The 16251-nt window shown below is 51.4% G+C and carries 16 protein-coding genes, 3 tRNA genes and 1 pseudogene; 14 read left to right on the forward strand and 6 right to left on the reverse strand.

Annotation, left to right across the window (positions count from 1 at the left end; genetic code table 11):
* Positions 1 to 28 precede the first annotated feature (28 nt).
* Complete coding sequence (locus ASH01S_RS11105; protein ID WP_067927978.1) at positions 29 to 1279, forward strand: ATP-grasp domain-containing protein; 1251 nt, start codon at positions 29 to 31, stop codon at positions 1277 to 1279.
* Between the two features lie 89 nt (positions 1280 to 1368).
* Here the strand turns inward: ASH01S_RS11105 and ASH01S_RS11110 are convergent.
* From ASH01S_RS11110 to ASH01S_RS11125, 4 genes are all read right to left on the reverse strand, one after another.
* A tRNA-Cys gene (locus ASH01S_RS11110) sits at positions 1369 to 1442 on the reverse strand.
* A gap of 4 nt (positions 1443 to 1446) precedes the next feature.
* A tRNA-Gly gene (locus ASH01S_RS11115) sits at positions 1447 to 1521 on the reverse strand.
* Positions 1522 to 1536: 15 nt separating this feature from the next.
* Positions 1537 to 1612: transfer RNA gene (locus tag ASH01S_RS11120), tRNA-Phe, on the reverse strand.
* Positions 1613 to 1767: 155 nt separating this feature from the next.
* On the reverse strand, positions 1768 to 1959 hold the full coding sequence (locus tag ASH01S_RS11125; protein ID WP_067927981.1) for a hypothetical protein: 192 nt from the start codon (positions 1957 to 1959) through the stop codon (positions 1768 to 1770).
* 607 nt (positions 1960 to 2566) lie between these two features.
* On the opposite strand from ASH01S_RS11125, the gene ASH01S_RS11130 reads away from it, so the two are divergent.
* Entirely contained in the window at positions 2567 to 3049 is a 483-nt protein-coding gene (locus ASH01S_RS11130) for a low molecular weight protein-tyrosine-phosphatase (protein ID WP_083517073.1), read from the forward strand.
* Between the two features lie 277 nt (positions 3050 to 3326).
* On the opposite strand, the gene ASH01S_RS11135 is transcribed toward ASH01S_RS11130, so the two are convergent.
* Positions 3327 to 3875 carry a manganese efflux pump MntP gene (locus tag ASH01S_RS11135; protein WP_169794227.1) on the reverse strand — a complete coding sequence of 183 codons (549 nt, stop codon included), beginning with the start codon at positions 3873 to 3875 and terminating at the stop codon, positions 3327 to 3329.
* Between the two features lie 637 nt (positions 3876 to 4512).
* On the opposite strand from ASH01S_RS11135, the gene ASH01S_RS19675 reads away from it, so the two are divergent.
* The 12 genes and pseudogenes from ASH01S_RS19675 to ASH01S_RS11185 all read left to right on the forward strand — a co-directional run bounded on the left by ASH01S_RS19675 (position 4513) and on the right by ASH01S_RS11185 (position 15931).
* Positions 4513 to 4638, forward strand: a complete 126-nt coding sequence (locus ASH01S_RS19675) for an IS66 family transposase (protein WP_373278572.1) — start codon at positions 4513 to 4515, stop codon at positions 4636 to 4638.
* 96 nt (positions 4639 to 4734) lie between these two features.
* Positions 4735 to 5619: an alpha/beta hydrolase gene (locus tag ASH01S_RS11140; protein WP_067927992.1), complete on the forward strand. Its 885-nt coding sequence runs from the start codon at positions 4735 to 4737 to the stop codon at positions 5617 to 5619.
* Positions 5620 to 5749: 130 nt separating this feature from the next.
* Entirely contained in the window at positions 5750 to 6655 is a 906-nt protein-coding gene (locus ASH01S_RS11145) for an IS1595 family transposase (protein WP_067927996.1), read from the forward strand.
* A gap of 451 nt (positions 6656 to 7106) precedes the next feature.
* On the forward strand, positions 7107 to 7988 hold the full coding sequence (locus ASH01S_RS11150; RefSeq protein WP_245629035.1) for a DUF6282 family protein: 882 nt from the start codon (positions 7107 to 7109) through the stop codon (positions 7986 to 7988).
* A 34-nt stretch (positions 7989 to 8022) separates the two neighbouring features.
* A complete protein-coding gene (locus ASH01S_RS11155) occupies positions 8023 to 8676 on the forward strand; it encodes an ABC transporter permease (protein ID WP_067928000.1) in 654 nt (217 codons plus the stop codon).
* Positions 8677 to 8697: 21 nt separating this feature from the next.
* The gene (locus tag ASH01S_RS11160; protein WP_067928005.1) at positions 8698 to 9690 is read left to right on the forward strand and encodes an ABC transporter ATP-binding protein; all 993 of its coding nucleotides are present in this window, start codon (positions 8698 to 8700) and stop codon (positions 9688 to 9690) included.
* Positions 9691 to 9704: 14 nt separating this feature from the next.
* On the forward strand, positions 9705 to 10433 hold the full coding sequence (locus ASH01S_RS11165; RefSeq protein ID WP_067928008.1) for an ABC transporter permease: 729 nt from the start codon (positions 9705 to 9707) through the stop codon (positions 10431 to 10433).
* 10 nt (positions 10434 to 10443) lie between these two features.
* Complete coding sequence (locus ASH01S_RS11170; RefSeq protein WP_157067103.1) at positions 10444 to 11382, forward strand: ABC transporter substrate-binding protein; 939 nt, start codon at positions 10444 to 10446, stop codon at positions 11380 to 11382.
* Positions 11383 to 11469: 87 nt separating this feature from the next.
* Entirely contained in the window at positions 11470 to 12882 is a 1413-nt protein-coding gene (locus ASH01S_RS11175; protein ID WP_067928011.1) for an FAD-binding oxidoreductase, read from the forward strand.
* Positions 12879 to 13103 (forward strand): annotated as a pseudogene (locus ASH01S_RS19270) (4Fe-4S dicluster domain-containing protein); the annotation flags it as partial. The gene ASH01S_RS11175 and the pseudogene ASH01S_RS19270, both read left to right, overlap by 4 nt.
* A 45-nt stretch (positions 13104 to 13148) precedes the next feature.
* Positions 13149 to 14150, forward strand: a complete 1002-nt coding sequence (locus ASH01S_RS11180; protein ID WP_245629036.1) for a (Fe-S)-binding protein — start codon at positions 13149 to 13151, stop codon at positions 14148 to 14150.
* Positions 14151 to 14197: 47 nt separating this feature from the next.
* Entirely contained in the window at positions 14198 to 15931 is a 1734-nt protein-coding gene (locus ASH01S_RS11185; RefSeq protein WP_067928019.1) for a nitrilase-related carbon-nitrogen hydrolase, read from the forward strand.
* Here ASH01S_RS11185 and ASH01S_RS11190 read toward each other — a convergent pair.
* Positions 15928 to 16251, reverse strand: a 324-nt coding sequence (locus ASH01S_RS11190) for an AAA-type ATPase lid domain-containing protein (RefSeq protein WP_281178219.1), incomplete at its 5' end; no start/stop codon positions are given. The genes ASH01S_RS11185 and ASH01S_RS11190 overlap by 4 nt on opposite strands.

Here is a 16251-nt window from a genome sequence, read left to right on the forward strand (position 1 = left end):
CAGTTTACTCGCGGATGGGGGTGGCCAAGTGAAGTCGTTGGTCTTTCTAGGATGCAGCCAGTCTGGCTCCAGCAAGGACGCTATCGAAGCGGCCAAGCGGTTGGGGTTCACGACAGCGTTGTTGACGGACCGCCACGGTTTTCTGCACAGGCGCGACGACTTCCCGTACGTGGACCGCATGGTGCTGGTCGATCTGAAAGATCCGTGGCGAGTGGAGGAACAGGTCCGGAGCCTCATCGAAGAAGGTCTGGATGTCAGCGCAGTCGTGAGCTTCACAGACGCTCACGTGAGGGAAGCGGCCCGCCTGTCTCGAAAACTGGGCATGCCGTATCAGACTGTGGAAGCGATAGAACGGATGCAGGACAAGATTATCCTGCGCGAATGTCTACGTGAGGCTCCCTACTCGGTGCCTTTCCAGATTGTGAAGGCCCATCACGAGGTGCCGTCGCTCACGCTCGATTTGCCCATCGTGGTCAAGTCGCCTCGTTCCACCGGATCGAAGGATGTACTGTTTGCGGCGAGCCGGTCCGAGTTTGAACGGCATGTGGCCGGGCTGCGCGCACGGTACCCAGATGGCGACGTCCTCGTCGAGGCCTACGTGCCTGGGACGCAGTATTTGGTAGAGGCGGTAGTGCATCAAGGGCAGGTGTACGTGGCGGCCATTGTCGAACAGGTGGTGACCTTCGGGCAGCGTTTCATTGTCACCGGTTATTCCCTGCGCCCATCCATCCCTTGGAAATTGGCCGCAGCGGTGGAGGACATGGTGACCGATATTTGCCAGCGCACAGGCATGAAGACCGGCGCCTTTCACACCGAGTTTCGCTGGAGCGGCGGTGGTTGTCGGGTCATCGAGGTCAACCCACGCATCTCCGGGGCGGCCATGAATCGTTTGATTGAGCACGCCTACGGCTTTAACCTTGCCGAGCAGACCCTTCGTTCCCTGTTCGGTGACACACCGGACGTGTCGCCTCGAAACAGCAAATGTGTCTATGCCTGCTATCTGACGGTGAACAAATCAGGGTATCTCAAGAAGGTGACCGGGCGTCGGCGCGCCAGGCGGGTTTCCGGCGTGCGGGAGGTGTTTATCAAGCCGCGCAAGAACGCGTACCTCACTCCACCCTTGTCAATGGGCAAGCGGTATGCCTACGTCATTGCGGAAGCCGACACCGAGCGCCAAGCCAGGGCGGCTGCGGAAAAGGCAGCGTCGCACATTCGGTTTCACCTGCGGAGTGGGAAAACGCGCCGCAAAGGGGCGGTGGCGCGGAAACGAAGATCCTGATTCAGCGTCCCGACGGGTGTCTGAGAAGGAATGGAACAAATCAACAAACGACCTCCAGACTGGAAGCCGCTGCATTTCTCAGGTGGATATGGAGGCGCCAGCCGGATTCGAACCGGCGATGAAGGTTTTGCAGACCTCTGCCTTACCACTTGGCTATGGCGCCGTCTTGGAGCGGAAGACGGGATTCGAACCCGCGACCCTCGCCTTGGCAAGGCGATGCTCTACCCCTGAGCCACTTCCGCACTGCACGAAGAAGATGGTGGCTCGGGACGGAATCGAACCGCCGACACGAGGATTTTCAGTCCTCTGCTCTACCGACTGAGCTACCGAGCCAATTGAGCTGAACACCCAAGACTATAACCGATACATAGCAGTGTGTCAAGAGGAGGGTTCTGGCTCGGGCAGCCACCTCTGGACCGCGCGGCGCAGGCATACGGAGCGGGCCCGAGGAGAGGGCCAGGATAGGGGACTGACCCTGGATTTCGGGGCTATTCCATGTCTTGTTTCGACGCCAGGCGATCAGGAGATAGTTCATCGCTTGTACCCGATGTGTAAGCGTCGCGCAGCTGCTGCTGAATGATGGACAATCCTTCCTCTTGCAGGCGCGCGTCCTCTGCGCGGGCGGCTTCGCGAACCTCCTGTGCTGCTTCATCGTCCAGTGGGCGTTCTTTGCGTGCCATCGGATCTCTCCCTGCCTTTCGCGCTGTGTGTTCTGACCGCTCTAGTGTTGCCGTGTCCCCCTCGCTCGATGCAACTTGAGTCTGAACACAAAAGTCCCGCGGCGAACCGCGGGCCATCAGGGAAAGGGTAGCTCTTGGGGGATAGGGCAAGGGCAGGATTGCCCTGCCGCCAGCAAGGGTAACGCAGGATGCTTGAAATATGCTAGAAATCCAGAGGACGTCCAATCCACCGCCCGGCGACGGTGATTGTCCACGCGAGCTTGTTCGCATCTGCATAGGATACGTTGCAGGGAGGTGGTTTCATGAGCCGTCGGCGTAGGACCGTGGTCATTGTCTTGCGGCCGGGCCAGAGGGCCATCGTTATCGCGAAAAGGTCGCATCGACGCCACCATCATCACCACCGCTGCCGTTAAACATCAGGTCAATCTTCTTATTTCACTTCCGTGCCCGCTCACGCGGGCATCGTCTTTCGTGCATCTGGGACAGGCTTTCTTTGCAATGAAGTTACGGCTTGTGCCATGATAGCAGTTGGAAACCGCTTCAGACCATGCCTCGTCCGTTCGGCGGGGGCCGAGAGAGCGGCAAGGACTGGGGAGAGTGACGGGGATTGATACGGGTGCTGTTTGTTTGTCTTGGGAATATTTGTAGGTCACCGATGGCGGAAGCCGTCTTTCGCCACATGTTGGAGGAGAAGGGACTGGCAGATCAGGTCACCGTCGATTCGGCCGGTATCGGCGGATGGCATGTGGGCGATCCGCCCCATCGCGGCACTCTGGCTGTGCTGGCGCGAGAAGGGATTCCTGCGGATGGCCTGCGCGCGCGCCAGCTGTCACCGGCGGATCTGGACAAGTTTGACTATGTGGTGGCCATGGACGAGGAGAACCTGACCGGAATCCGCCGCCTTGGCCAATCCAGGGCACGTGTGTTGCGGCTGCTCGACCTGGTGGACGACCTGGACGACAAAAACGTACCAGACCCATATTATACGGGGAATTTTGAGCAGGTATACGCACTAGTGACCAAAGGCTGCGGCCGTCTGCTGGAGCACATTCAGCAGGAGTATGGGCTGAGTGTACGCCGCCAGGCGTAGGGGATGGTTTGTGTGCAGTACGTCTGTACATGACCAACTAGGTCTGATTGGGTTTGTGCAAGGCGCACTGCGTGGTTCGAATACTCGGTGGTGGTTGCAGTAACTTCTGCAGGCTTGTCGTCCAATTCTTGTGACATTCGCGACGGGACCGTCAACCTTTGGGCAACAGATGAGGGCTCCTGCGGCTAAGGAGCATCTGTCCGTAGGAGCTTGTTTGATAACGGGACAGACAGAGACGGGCGCCAGGCCTTGGCGAATCTCTCACGTTCCGCGCCGTTCACACGACCTGATGGATACCCACACCAATCAGCAAAAATCCAGCGGCAAGCGAGGAATATTTCCCCAATAGACGTGACAGGAATCGAATCGCCATCGAGTTTCCGAGCCAAATCATGATATAACCCCATCCTGTGATGCTCAACACGGTTATCCATACAGAGGCAGAATGGGCGACCGTCGCGCTGAATCCACTTGCGATATTCGTACAGGAAAGGGCCAATCCAAGCATGACCGCTTGTTTGAGGCCGGGGCTGGCAAGTTTCGTCACTGGTGCAGGGGGTGACGAAATTCGCGGATGCAGGTACGCTGAATAGAGGGAGAACACGCCGATGGCACACAACACGAGGCACGCCACCCATCTCGCGCCTGCTGCGGAAATGTAGTGAGAAATCAAGCTGCCCGCGTACGTTCCAAGCAGGGTGGTGCAAAAACCGATTCCATTAATGATGGCGTTGACCCAGCCTTGAATGGTTATATTTTTCGTGTCGTACGCAATGCCTACGCCACAGTTGTCGAGGTTCGATCCGATTCCAATCAGGTTGGCCATCACAAACGAGGACAACCAGTTCATGCTCATCCCCCCGGGTCGTGATGTTTTCCAGGGTACGCGGGGACAAGTTCGAGAGAATTGGACAGCACGACCAAGCTTTCCGCCTATTTCTGGTGAAATCATGCGGCTTGGATGGGCGCAGGTTGGCTGGAAACGTTGAACACCGTGAGCATCGGCCGACGCATGGGAACCTTCACGATTGGCGTTTGGGTGTCGTCGGACTCGCAGTGGCAACGAGTTTCATGAACTGTCGGTGTGCGGACCCGTATGTACGGCGGAGTGGGGGTAGTCATTCCAGTGATAAGGGCTATACACATATTTCCTGAGTTCTCGAATATGGATTCCATTGACAATCTACGGGCGAAATATGACCCACTCTTACATACACTCCACATTTAACCGTTGGTCGGTTCAAAAATACACGGGCTTTCCAATCCGCCATTTCAGAAACCGAAAATTTCAATGAAAGCCACAGTACATGAGATTGTCGTTGAAAACATTGATGAAAGCAGAAAATCAAAAATTGAAATTAGGATACCTCTACAATGACTCGGTAATGACTCAATGTACGCATAGAGACGGTCATGCCGGCTTGGCACCACGATCTATGAAAATGGTAATCAGCGGTTGTATTATGTTACCAGGCAGCCGCCCAGATCTCGAGAGTGCTTGGCGCTTCTTGAAAGATGGGCATCTGGAGTTGGACAGCAATCGGAGTGAGCGGTCGATTCGGCCGCATGTGTTGATGATTGGGGCATAGTTTTTTCGCTCTTTCGTTGGCTGGTACGTTCCTTGGCATGGAAATTGCTCTAAGAGGGGGGTGAGTACGAACTCAACAAACTTAGGAGGTTCTTAGATGCAGGAACGGAAAGTATCATTTTTCAGCGATGGATACAAACTTGACGGAACTCTTTACCTGCCGGATGACATTCAGCCAGGCGAACGGAGGCCTGCTCTCATTCCCAACTCCGGATTTCAAGGATTTAATCAATTTTATCCGAGATTGTTTGCACATGAATTTACAAAACGAGGTTACGTATGCCTTGGATTTGATTATCGCGGTTTTGCCAAGAGTGAAGGAACAAGAGGCCGGGTTATTCTCGATGAACAGGTTAAAGACATCATCAATGCCATTACGTTCCTACAAACGCAGGATGAAGTGGATCCTGGTAGAATCGGGATTCTTGGTTGGGGGATGGGGGCGTCCAATGTCGTGCGTGTTGCAGCGATGGACGACCGTGTTCTCGCTGTGGCAGCCCTAAACGGCTTTTATAACGGAAAGAGATGGCTTCGTACCATACATTCGTATGTCGATTTCAATCATTTACTCGAGGAAGTCAAGGAGGATCGAATTCTCAGGGTTGTCAGTGGTCAGTCCAAAGAGGTCGAAACCTTCCACCATTATCCGCTTGATAGGATCACAACCGAGAATGTGAATGTCGAGCTCTCCTCTATTCCAGGGTTCGGACACCCAGTCACCATCGAGTTTACCGAATCAATTCTTAATTTAGATGCTGAAAAGGTCGTCGCGGAACTGTCGCCCATCCCCTTGTTTGTTGCGCATGGGAAGGGGAATTTGCTTCATCCCTTAGAGGAAGGTCAAAGTCTCTTTGCGGCAGCCCAAGAACCAAAGGAGTTTTATCTTATTGATGGACAACATAACGACTTTATGTATAAGGATCACCCAGAGTTTCAAGCACTTATCGAACGTTTAGTTCAGTTTTTCGCCGCGAACGTTTAGCCCTCACTATGAAAGTCAAGAAAATCAAACATGGCTATCCCCATGTCTCAGCTTGACTTGATACGCGAACGCATGTTTCCTAGAATCATTTTGAAAAACTAGAATCATGCATGACCGAGGCGACGCGCCGATGTTTCAGCGCCCGATGACGCTTCTGGAGTTCCAAGCCAAATTCCCCACGGACGACGCATGCCGCAATTACCTGTTCTCCCTACGCTTTCCTGATGGATTCCGTTGCCCGCGGTGCGGGCATGACCGGTTCTACGTGATCCGGAGCCGACACCTGTTGCAGTGTCAGTCGTCCGCTTGCCGACATCAGACTTCCCTGACGGTCGGCACCATCTTCGAAAAGTCGCGCACCCCACTGCGCAAGTGGTTCTGGGCGATCTTCCTCGCATCCCACGACAAGCGGGGCATATCGGCGTTGACTCTTGCGCGCGAAATTGACGTCACCTACAAGACCGCTTGGGCGATGCTGCACAAGATCCGCCACGCCATGCGCACCCGCGAGCAATCCTACAAGCTCGGCGGTATCGTCGAGGTGGACGAGACGTACGTCGGCGGTCCTGGCGAGAACCCGAAACCAGGGCGTGGTACCAACAAGACGCCCACCCTCGTCGCACTGTCGCTGTCTCCCGACGGGAAGCCCGGCTACTTGCGCATGCAGGCCGTCGAGAATGTGAAGGGTGAGACCATCGCTGCCTTTCTGAATCAGCATGTCGAGAAGGAAGCGACCATCGTGAGCGACGGGTTTCCCTCCTACGCGCCCGTGGCTCAAGACCGGCCGGTGTTGGCGATGAAATTCGACCCTAAGAATAATCCGGACCATATGAAGTGGCTGCACCGCGCCGTGTCCAACGCCAAAACTTTTCTGCTGGGTACGTACCACGGGATCAAGGGCAAGCATCTGCAAGCCTATCTGAGTGAGTACACGTATCGGTATAACCGTCGCCATTTCCAGGGCGAATGGTTCAATCGCTTGCTACAGGCATCCATTTCTGCCAGTCCCATCACCATTGCTGAACTGACGGGATAGCCATGAAATCAAATTATGAAATACAGCGGATCGGGAATGCAAACGCATTCCCGATTGTTCTGTAATAATATTTTTACGTTCTTCTCCACGGGGCAGTGTCTTGTTAATAAGTGTGCTGCAGAGCGCAGGACCGGGTCGATGAATGTGCGCCTTCCGTCCCGGTCATCGTGACTCCCGCCGAGAGATTGTCAAACCAGATCTTCCTCAGAACACGGTTCCTATCCGTACAAAGATGCATTTCATTGCCTCCAGGAAGCATTCAGGGTTCTCCTTCCATATCCTTTTGCCAGTGATTTGTGACAGGTAAAAATATCTTAATCCACGTCAAAAAAAATTAACGAATTCCTCGCGTATTTTGCTTTGCGGCTATTACAACCTTGCCACAGTGCCTTGGCACGATTTTTGCTTCTCTAAGTTCTTGAAAGCGATGAACCGAGCGAGGTGAAGGCGATTGTCCAGGTTTCATCCTCTGCTGCGAGACGGCATTGATATGCACGTCCACAGTTATCCAAGCATCTTCCCCCGCAAACAGTCCGATTGGGAACTGATTCACGATGTGAAAGAAGCTCAGATGGCGGGCGTCGTGCTGAAGTCCCATGAATCCCAGACAGTTGACCGAGCTCACTTGATTCGCATGAAAGAGCCTGGTTTGCATGTATACGGTGGCTTGGTTTGTAACCACTTTACCGGCGGACTGTCTGTTGCTGCGGTCGACGCTGCGCTGCGACTTGGTGCAAAAGTCATTTGGATGCCAACCTTTTCATCAAAGCAGCATCAAGACCACTTCGCGAAAAAGAAGACCAAATTCTTTACGACAGATCGCGCTCTAGTTCACCCGGAAAAGGGGCTTGAGATTTGGGACGAGGATAGGGAACTCCTAAGTGAAGTCCATGAAATACTCTCGTTGATTTCCGAAGAAAGCGCCATCTTGGCAACTGGTCATTTGTCCGAAGAAGAGGTTCTTGCGCTCATGGCGGCTGCCAAAGAACACAAGGTGGAGAAGATTTTGATTCAGCACGCCGACCTCGGGATTGCTCCTCTTTCGAGCGATGTTCAACAATTACTGGCCCGTCAAGGGGCTTTTATTGAGAAGTGCTATCTGGCGTGTAGCGCTGACTTTCGAGACATTTCTGTTGAACAGATGGCTGCGAGTATTCGTGCACTAGGTGCTGAATCCTGCGTGCTCGTAACCGATTATGGTCAAACGCACAATATCCCTCCGGTTGCAGCGCTAAGTGAATTTGTCACAGAACTCGTAGCATGTGGAATTTCAGAGAGCCAGATTGAACATATGCTGTCGAGTAATCCAAAAGCATTGTTAGGCATCAGATAAACTTCCAAATACCTGGACCAAGGGGCTGTTTAACGTGGAGTTGTTAGCTTTTTTTCAATCTCACTGGTCTGAAGCCGTCGGATTGACCTTGCAACACTTGCGACTTGTCGGGGCATCCGTCGGGATTGCCATTGTTACCGGGGTTCCCCTGGGGATCTACGTGAGCCAAAAGGAGTCCCTAGCTGAATTTATCCTGGCTCTGGCAGGCATGGTGATGACGATTCCGAGCATTGCCATGTTCGGCATTCTCATTCCAATTCTATCATTAATCAACCAAGGCATCGGATTTCTCCCGGCAGTCATCGCCCTAATTCTCTATTCCGAGTTACCCATTATTCGAAATACGTACCTAGCTATTAAGAATGTTGACCCATCAGTGCGTGATGCTGCGGTCGGGATGGGGATGACACCGCGTCAAAGATTATTGAAGGTAGAATTGCCAATCGCGATACCCGTCATAATGGCTGGGGTGCGAGTTGCTGTGGTCATGACCATCGGGATTGGAGCTATCGCGGCTTATATTGGAGCAGGTGGACTGGGAGTTTACATCGCTCAAGGGATTTCGAATAGTTATACAACCATGATTCAAGCCGGTGCTGTTGCGGTGTCCGTGCTGGCCATCTGTGCGGACGTCATATTGGCATCAGTCCAACGCCTTTATACACCGAAGCGTCAAGCTACGACTTAGGACAGAGGAGGCATCACCATAATGATTGAGTTTCAACATGTGACGAAGGTTTATCAGTCGGCGGGTGCGACGACGAAAGCGGTAGATGATGTGAGTTTCGCAGTAGAAGAAGGCGAAATTTGTGTTCTTCTCGGTCCCTCGGGGTGTGGCAAAACGACTCTTCTCAGAATGGTTAACCGGTTAATTGGATTGACGAATGGAGACATCATCGTCAACGGTCGAAACATCAATAGCGTCAATCCAGTTGAACTGCGTCGGACGATTGGTTACGTGATTCAGCAGACGGGGCTATTTCCCAACATGACCATTTTCGACAACGTATGCACGGTTCCTAAAATGTTAGGTTGGAGTCGCGCTAAAATGCACGACCGTTACGAAGAATTGATGGTGATGATTGGACTTGATCCAAAAGAATATGCAAAACGGTTTCCATGGGAATTGTCTGGGGGACAACAGCAACGCATTGGTGTCGCACGGGCGTTGGCTGCAGATCCGCCGGTGATGTTGATGGATGAGCCCTTTGGAGCGTTGGACCCAATAATTCGCGACCACCTTCAGCGTGAATTTTTGAAGATTCAACAGACCGTAAAGAAAACAATTGTCTTCGTGAGTCATGATTTGGACGAAGCACTCACACTAGGTGACAAAATTGCCATTCTTAAGTCGGGTAAGCTCATGCAGTTTGGAACGCCGGACGAGATTCTTTCGGCACCCGCAAATGACTTTGTTTCAAGTTTTATCGGAGCCGATAAGTCCTTAAAGAGACTAAGCTTGTTTACTGCTGGGCAGCTCCTGCAGTCTCGACGGATCACACGCATCTGTTCAAGTAAACCTTCTGTGGCCGTGCAGATGGATACAGATCTTCGAACGGTGCTTGCGCATATTCTAGCCGATCCGAACGGCGAAGTGAGCGTGTTAGACAAAACTGGTAATTGCGCAGGTGTGATCCATTACAACGATCTCGCTCGTTTTCTGGAGGATGATTCGAACGAAATGGAACCAGCGGCCAATTGAGGTGGGGGAGCGCGATGGCGAAGCAAAAACTGGAGTTAACGGTCCGATTGCTTGTTGTCGTTGTCGTTGTGGCTTATCTGTTGTGGGCTTACGTGCTAGGCTCGTTTTCTTACATGGTGGAAAACAGTAGTCAAATGGTATTTATGTGTGTGCGTCACCTTCAACTCGCTGGCATCTCCTCCCTGTTGGCTGTCATCATTTCGGTGCCCGCTGGCATTGCTGTGACAAGAAAATCGATGAGAAGGTTCTCATTTGTCGTGGAGAACATTGCAAACCTCGGACAAACCATCCCCGGATTGGCCGTGATGGCGCTTGCAATGACCTACATGGGTGTCGGAATGGAAACGGCAATCTTTGCAATCTGGGTCTATTCTCTGCTTCCAATTCTGCGCAATACTATCGCGGGACTGGAAAGTGTCAATACGGCAATCCTTGACGCTGGAAAAGGGATGGGGATGACGGCAACACAGATCTTTTTCAAGTTGGAGCTGCCAAATGCGGCACGAACAATCCTTGGCGGTGTCAGGACATCCATCGTGATTAACGTGGGTACCGCAGCGCTTGCGTCACTCATTGGGGGAGGTGGTTTAGGTGACCTAATTTTTATGGGGATTTCGCTGGACGACACAGGAACAATGCTTGCGGGGGCCATTCCTGTTACTTTCTTAGCATTTTTTATCGATTTCTTACTCGGAAGGCTAGAGAAGATTATCGTTCCAAAGGGATTACGAGCACAAAATTGAAGAGGTGATCATGTTGAAGAAAAATGGAATCCAACTAACTTCATTGCTGAGCATTCCGCTGCTGCTTTCACTTGCCGCCGGGTGTGGCACGGCTTCCGATCAATCAACCAGTGGGAATATGGCTAGCAACAAAGGGACGGTTGCTGTTGGTGGAAAGGACTTCACTGAACAGCGGGTTCTCGAAAAAATGACCGCAATCTACTTGAAAGAGCATGGCTATCAGGTCAATGAATCGACGAACCTCGGTTCCACCGTAGCTTGGTCCGCGTTACAACACGGTCAAATCGATATGTATTGGGAATATACGGGGACTGCGTTAGTTGTCTACGACAAACAGCCCGCTGAGTCACAACCTCAGGTGGCGTACGACAAAGTAAAACAACTTGACGCGAAGAGTGGATTATCCTGGCTTGATCAATCCCAAGTCGATGACACTTACGCCATTCTCATGAGCAAATCTGAGGCTCGGAAGGACGGAATTAAGACCATTTCGGATTTGGCCAAGTATGTCAGCCAACATCCGTCCTTTAAGTTCGCGACGGATAACGAATTTTATGGACGATCCGATGGGTTGCCAGGTCTTGAAAAGAAGTACGGCTTTAAGTTTGCCACGCAGGACGTTGTGAGGATGGATGCCGGTCTGGTTTACAACGCATTGAAGGATAATCAGGTCGATGCCTGTATGGGGCTGTCCACGGATGGGCGAATTAAAGCTTACAATCTCGTGGTACTGAAGGATGATAAGAACTTCTTCCCGGCGTACTATGCGGCACCCGTCGTTCGGACGGACACTCTAAAGAAATATCCGGGTCTGAAATCGCTGCTAAATAAGCTGGCCGCAAAGTTAAGTTCAGACGCGATGACGGAGTTGAATTACGAAGTCGATGTTCAGCACAAGGACCCATCCGAAGTGGCTAGAACCTGGTTGTCTTCTCAACACCTGATTTAGACCCCTGAATTGTCTGTCCGGGGTGTGCTTCGTGGACAGCCGGGCCACCCTGGAATGGATATTTGAAGTCGTAAGGAGTCCTGCTCTATGAGTTATGGTGACGCATCACAGGTAGTAAGCGAACTTCACGGTAAATTGCAACGGGAAATACTGACGGATGAAGCGGACCGTTGGAGTTACAGCTTTGACGCGTCCTTTGGCACCTTCCTTCCGGACGCCGTGATTCAGCCAGTGAGTCGGGACGAGGTGGTTAAAATTGTCCAGACTGCGGTCAAATACCGTGTTCCAATCTATCCACGAGGCACGGGGAGTTCGTTGAGTGGAGGGCCGTTGCCCGTATATGGAGGTATTGTTGTTGATACGTCGTGGATGAGAGATAAGCTGGAAGTTTACCCAGATGACTTAGTTGCCGTCGTGTCACCAGGGATTCACACGGCTGAAATTCATCGCGCAGCTGAGGCATACGGTCTGTTCTATCCACCAGACCCAAGCAGCTCAGAGGTTTCCACAATCGGTGGGAATGTTGCGGAGAACTCGGGCGGACCACGAGGACTGAAATATGGTGTAACCCGAGATTACGTTCTAGGATTGGAGATTGTCACGCCTGAGGGTGGAGTTCTGCGAACGGGCGGAAGAACGGTAAAAAACGTCACCGGTTACGACTTGACAAGGTTGATTGTTGGCTCTGAAGGCACGTTAGGAATTGTAACTGAAGTGATTCTGCGGCTTGTCCCTCGGCCCCAGGATCGAAGGACTGCCCTGATTGTTTTCGACGATCTCGTTTCATCGGGACGGGCCATTTCCAAAGTTTTAACTTCCGGGATTCTGCCTTGTGCCATTGAACTCATGGATCAAGCTTGCTTGATAGCGGTTGAATCCTATCGCCCGAGCAACTTACCGACAGATGCACAAGCTGCTTTATTAATTGAGGTCGATGGTCATCCGGAGGCCGTGAGAGATGAGATCAAGAAGGTTGAAGCCATTTGTTTAGAACTCGGCGCGAAAGAAGTCAGAGTTGCGCGGAATGAAACCGAGCGGCAGCAATTGTGGTTTGCTCGCAAGCAGATTTCGCCGGCCATCGCCAGAATAAAACCAACGAAAATTTCAGAAGATGCAACAGTTCCGCGCAGTCAAATCCCTGAGATGTTTCGCCGATTGAATCAGATTCGTGAGAAGTATGACCTTCAATTGGTTGTTTTCGGACATGCAGGGGATGGGAATTTACATCCAAACATCATGTGCGACATTCGCGACGATGAGGAAATGGAGCGGGTAGAAGAAGCTGTGTCAGAAATCTTTCGCGCAGCTATCGAACTTGGTGGCACCCTATCCGGTGAACATGGGATTGGCACCATGAAGGCTCCGTTTCTTCCCATGGAAATCGGTGAGATAGGGCTTGACATGACACGCCGGATTAAAGCAGCGTTCGATCCGTTGAACATCATGAATCCCGGGAAAATCATACCGAACAACGAGCGAAACAGGGTGGTATTGAGATGAAATCGCCCGAACTGCCTTATGCGGATACATTGAAGTGCGTACAGTGCGGGTACTGTTTACCTGCGTGTCCCACGTACCAAACGACCGGGAACGAGACGCAGTCGCCGCGGGGACGCATTAACCTCGTTCGTCTAGTCGCGGAGGGAAAGATTTCAGATGAGTCTCTTTTAGAGGGACCGATTGATCTATGCCTCGGCTGCAGAGCCTGTGAAGAAGCCTGTCCTGTTGGTGTACCGTATGGAGAAATTCTGGAGCAAACACGGTATTTGCTGCGGGAGCATTCCACCAAGAGAGGGTTGGGTCAACGGGTTCAAACGGCTATTTATCGACATCTTCTGCCGGACAAAGGGCGGCTTAACCTTCTCGGCGACTTTATTTGGTTCTATCAGCAGACGATTGGGCGTTGGCGTTTGATGAACCGACTGTTGCCGTTGCGGGAGTTCGTCGAGATTATGCCCAAGATTGAAGGGCCGATTGTTCGTCGCCGGAAAGAATCTAAAGAATCTATTCACGCGCGGCAAGGGAATAAAAAGGTGATGTTCTTTCGCGGGTGCATCATGGACGTGATGTTCTCCTCTATCAATCGCCAGACGACAGAGTTGTTAAGACACTTGGGTTGGAGTCCAATTGTCCCGGAAGAGCAAACCTGCTGTGGTGCCCTTCACGCTCATGCTGGGGATCTGGAGTTCTCTAAAGAATTGGCCAAGAAAAACATCATGGCATTTGAAGCAAGTGGAGCCAGGGTAATTGTTCACAATGCGGGCGGATGCGGTGCTATGCTTTACGAATACAAACATCTTTTTGAGGGTGACTCGGAGTGGGCAGAGAGAGCGCGGAAGTTCTCTGACTCTGTTCAGGACATCAGTCAAATTGTTGCTTCATCTGAACAAGGTAAATTCGCGAAGGCTGTCGATGCCGTCGTCACATATCAATGTTCCTGCCATCTGAATCATGTTGAAAAAGTCAAAAGTGAGCCCGTGCAAGTCATCAAGAATTTGCCCGGGGTTACCTATAAACAGCTCCCGAACGGCACTTCCTGCTGTGGCTCAGCCGGAATCTATAACTTGGTTCACAGGAAAGAGGCTGACGCAATCCTGCAGGCTAAAATGTCGGATGTTAAGAAGGTGAATGCACAAGTCCTCGTCACGTCGAATCCTGGGTGCTACTTACAAATGAAATTAGGAATCCATCAAGCTGGACTGTCAAAGCAAACAAGAGTCGTTCATTTGGTGGAGTTATTGGCAGAGGCAAGTGGAACAGCAGATTGAATTCTTCACGAGGCTTCATTTGTAGAGGATAAGAGGGGAAATTCACAGTGACGAACAGGGCTCCCTTTGTCGTGGCGGCCGTTCAGTTTAACCCACGATTGAATGATAGAGAACATAACCTTGCAGCCCTATACGAGATTGTAGAGCGAGCGGCAAATGCTGGGGCAAAGCTAATTGTTACGCCAGAAATGGCGACGACGGGGTATAGCTATCCAAACCGGGCTGCCATTGCCCCGTTCGTCGATACGATCCCTGGCGTGACGACAGAGTTGTTTGCGGAATTAACTCGTCAATACAATGTCTACGTTGTTGTCGGAATGCCCGAAGTTGAGTTAGAAACGAACTTTTATTATAATTCGGCGGTGCTTATTGGCCCCAAGGGGGTTGTCGGTTGTTATCGAAAAATCCATTTATGGGAAGTTGAAGCCCATTGGGCCCTGAGCGGGAATCTTGGGGTACCGGTATTTGATACAGATATAGGAAAGATTGCGATAAATATTTGTATGGATGCGAATTACTTTGAATCGGCGCGGCTCGCGGCTTTGGGAGGGGCAAATATCCTGGCCTTCCCTACCAATTCATCGCTCCAAACGATTTCCATCTTACAAGCTCGCGCTGAGGAAAACGGACTATTCATTGTCAGTGCGAACCGTTCGAACACAGAGCAAGGATTCCATATGGTTGGAGCGAGTGCCATTTGGTCCCCATTTGGTGAAAAGTTAGCTGAGGCCGATTTTGTTCCATCCCCTGAGCAAGATATCCATGAATCAACTGTGATTTACGCCACAATCGATCCAACGTTATATGATAATCCAGCAAGAAGACGCTTCATACAGCGTCGACCTGCTCTTTATAAGGAACTCATGCTGCATATCGCTCCGTGGAACAATTCGGCGAATCAAAGCTCCCAACATGTCAAGGTCGCCGCAATACAGTATGAACCTATACTCAAGGAGAAAGCCAAAAATTTGGTGAAAATCAAGGGTATGATTTCACAGTGCGTGGCACAAGGCAAATCCACTGGCAAGGAGGTGGACCTTGTTGTCCTTCCAGAGTTGTGTTTCACTGGAGTCGATGAATCCTGGGGAAAAGACGAGATGGCCAGTTTGGCAGACGATCTCAACAGCGTGTATATACGGGAGCTTGTCGAATGTGCCATGATACATCAGATATATGTCGTGGCCGGGTTCATTGAGCGGGATCGTGATCGTCTATACAATTCAGCGATCTTGATTTCACCGCACGGAACAATTGTTGGGGTGCACCGTAAAACTCATTTGAATCAGTTTGACAGAACTTGGGCCATGGCTGGAGACCAGGTTGATGTGTTTTCAATCAACATCGGGCGGATTGGAATACTCATTGGTTCCGAAGTTCTTTTTCCTGAACTGTCTGGCCTGATGGCTGTCAAGAGAGCTGACATTCTTACGATTCCTTCCAGCTGGCGCGGGGAATTTGGGAATCGGATTTCTTTTCACAAGGGAAGTGGCCAAGGCGTGTTCCCAGAGGGCGTACTCACGATGTGGAATCGAACAGCTTTGGACACACAGGCCTATACCATTGTGTCCAATTTTGTCGGCACGGTGCTTGGTTTTCAAGGTACAAGCGCCGTCTACATGTTGGACCCGCTGTACAGTGGCGAAGTACCTGTTATTGCCCCAACCAATTGCGAAGAGGTCTTGATTGCCGAATTCGACACATTGCATCGGGAAAGGTGGTTTAACCAGGACAAGTTGATCTCGTCTCGGAGGACTCCGTCCTATATTCCAATTACGATTTAATGTTCATAGGCTCTCCAGATGTTATGTTTTTTTAGCTTATACAGTAAAGTCTGTCGTGAGATTCCCAGCTTCTTAGCGGCGACGGCAGCTACCCCCTGGCTTTCTTCGAGTACTTTTAAAATGTAGTCTTTTTCAAACTCGTTTATGATCGATGGGAGGGTGGCTTGTGGGTTTGAAGCCTTGTCCATGCCCCCCTTCCCGTAATTTCTTATTTCCTCTGGAAAGTCATCGATAGAGAGCTTTTCTCCTTTACACAATACCACCGCGCGTTCAATTGCGTTTTCCAATTCGCGCACATTGCCATACCAATCGTGTTGAAG

Origin of the sequence: Alicyclobacillus shizuokensis NBRC 103103, assembly GCF_001552255.1 — a bacterium.
GTDB lineage: Bacteria > Bacillota > Bacilli > Alicyclobacillales > Alicyclobacillaceae > Alicyclobacillus_G > Alicyclobacillus_G shizuokensis.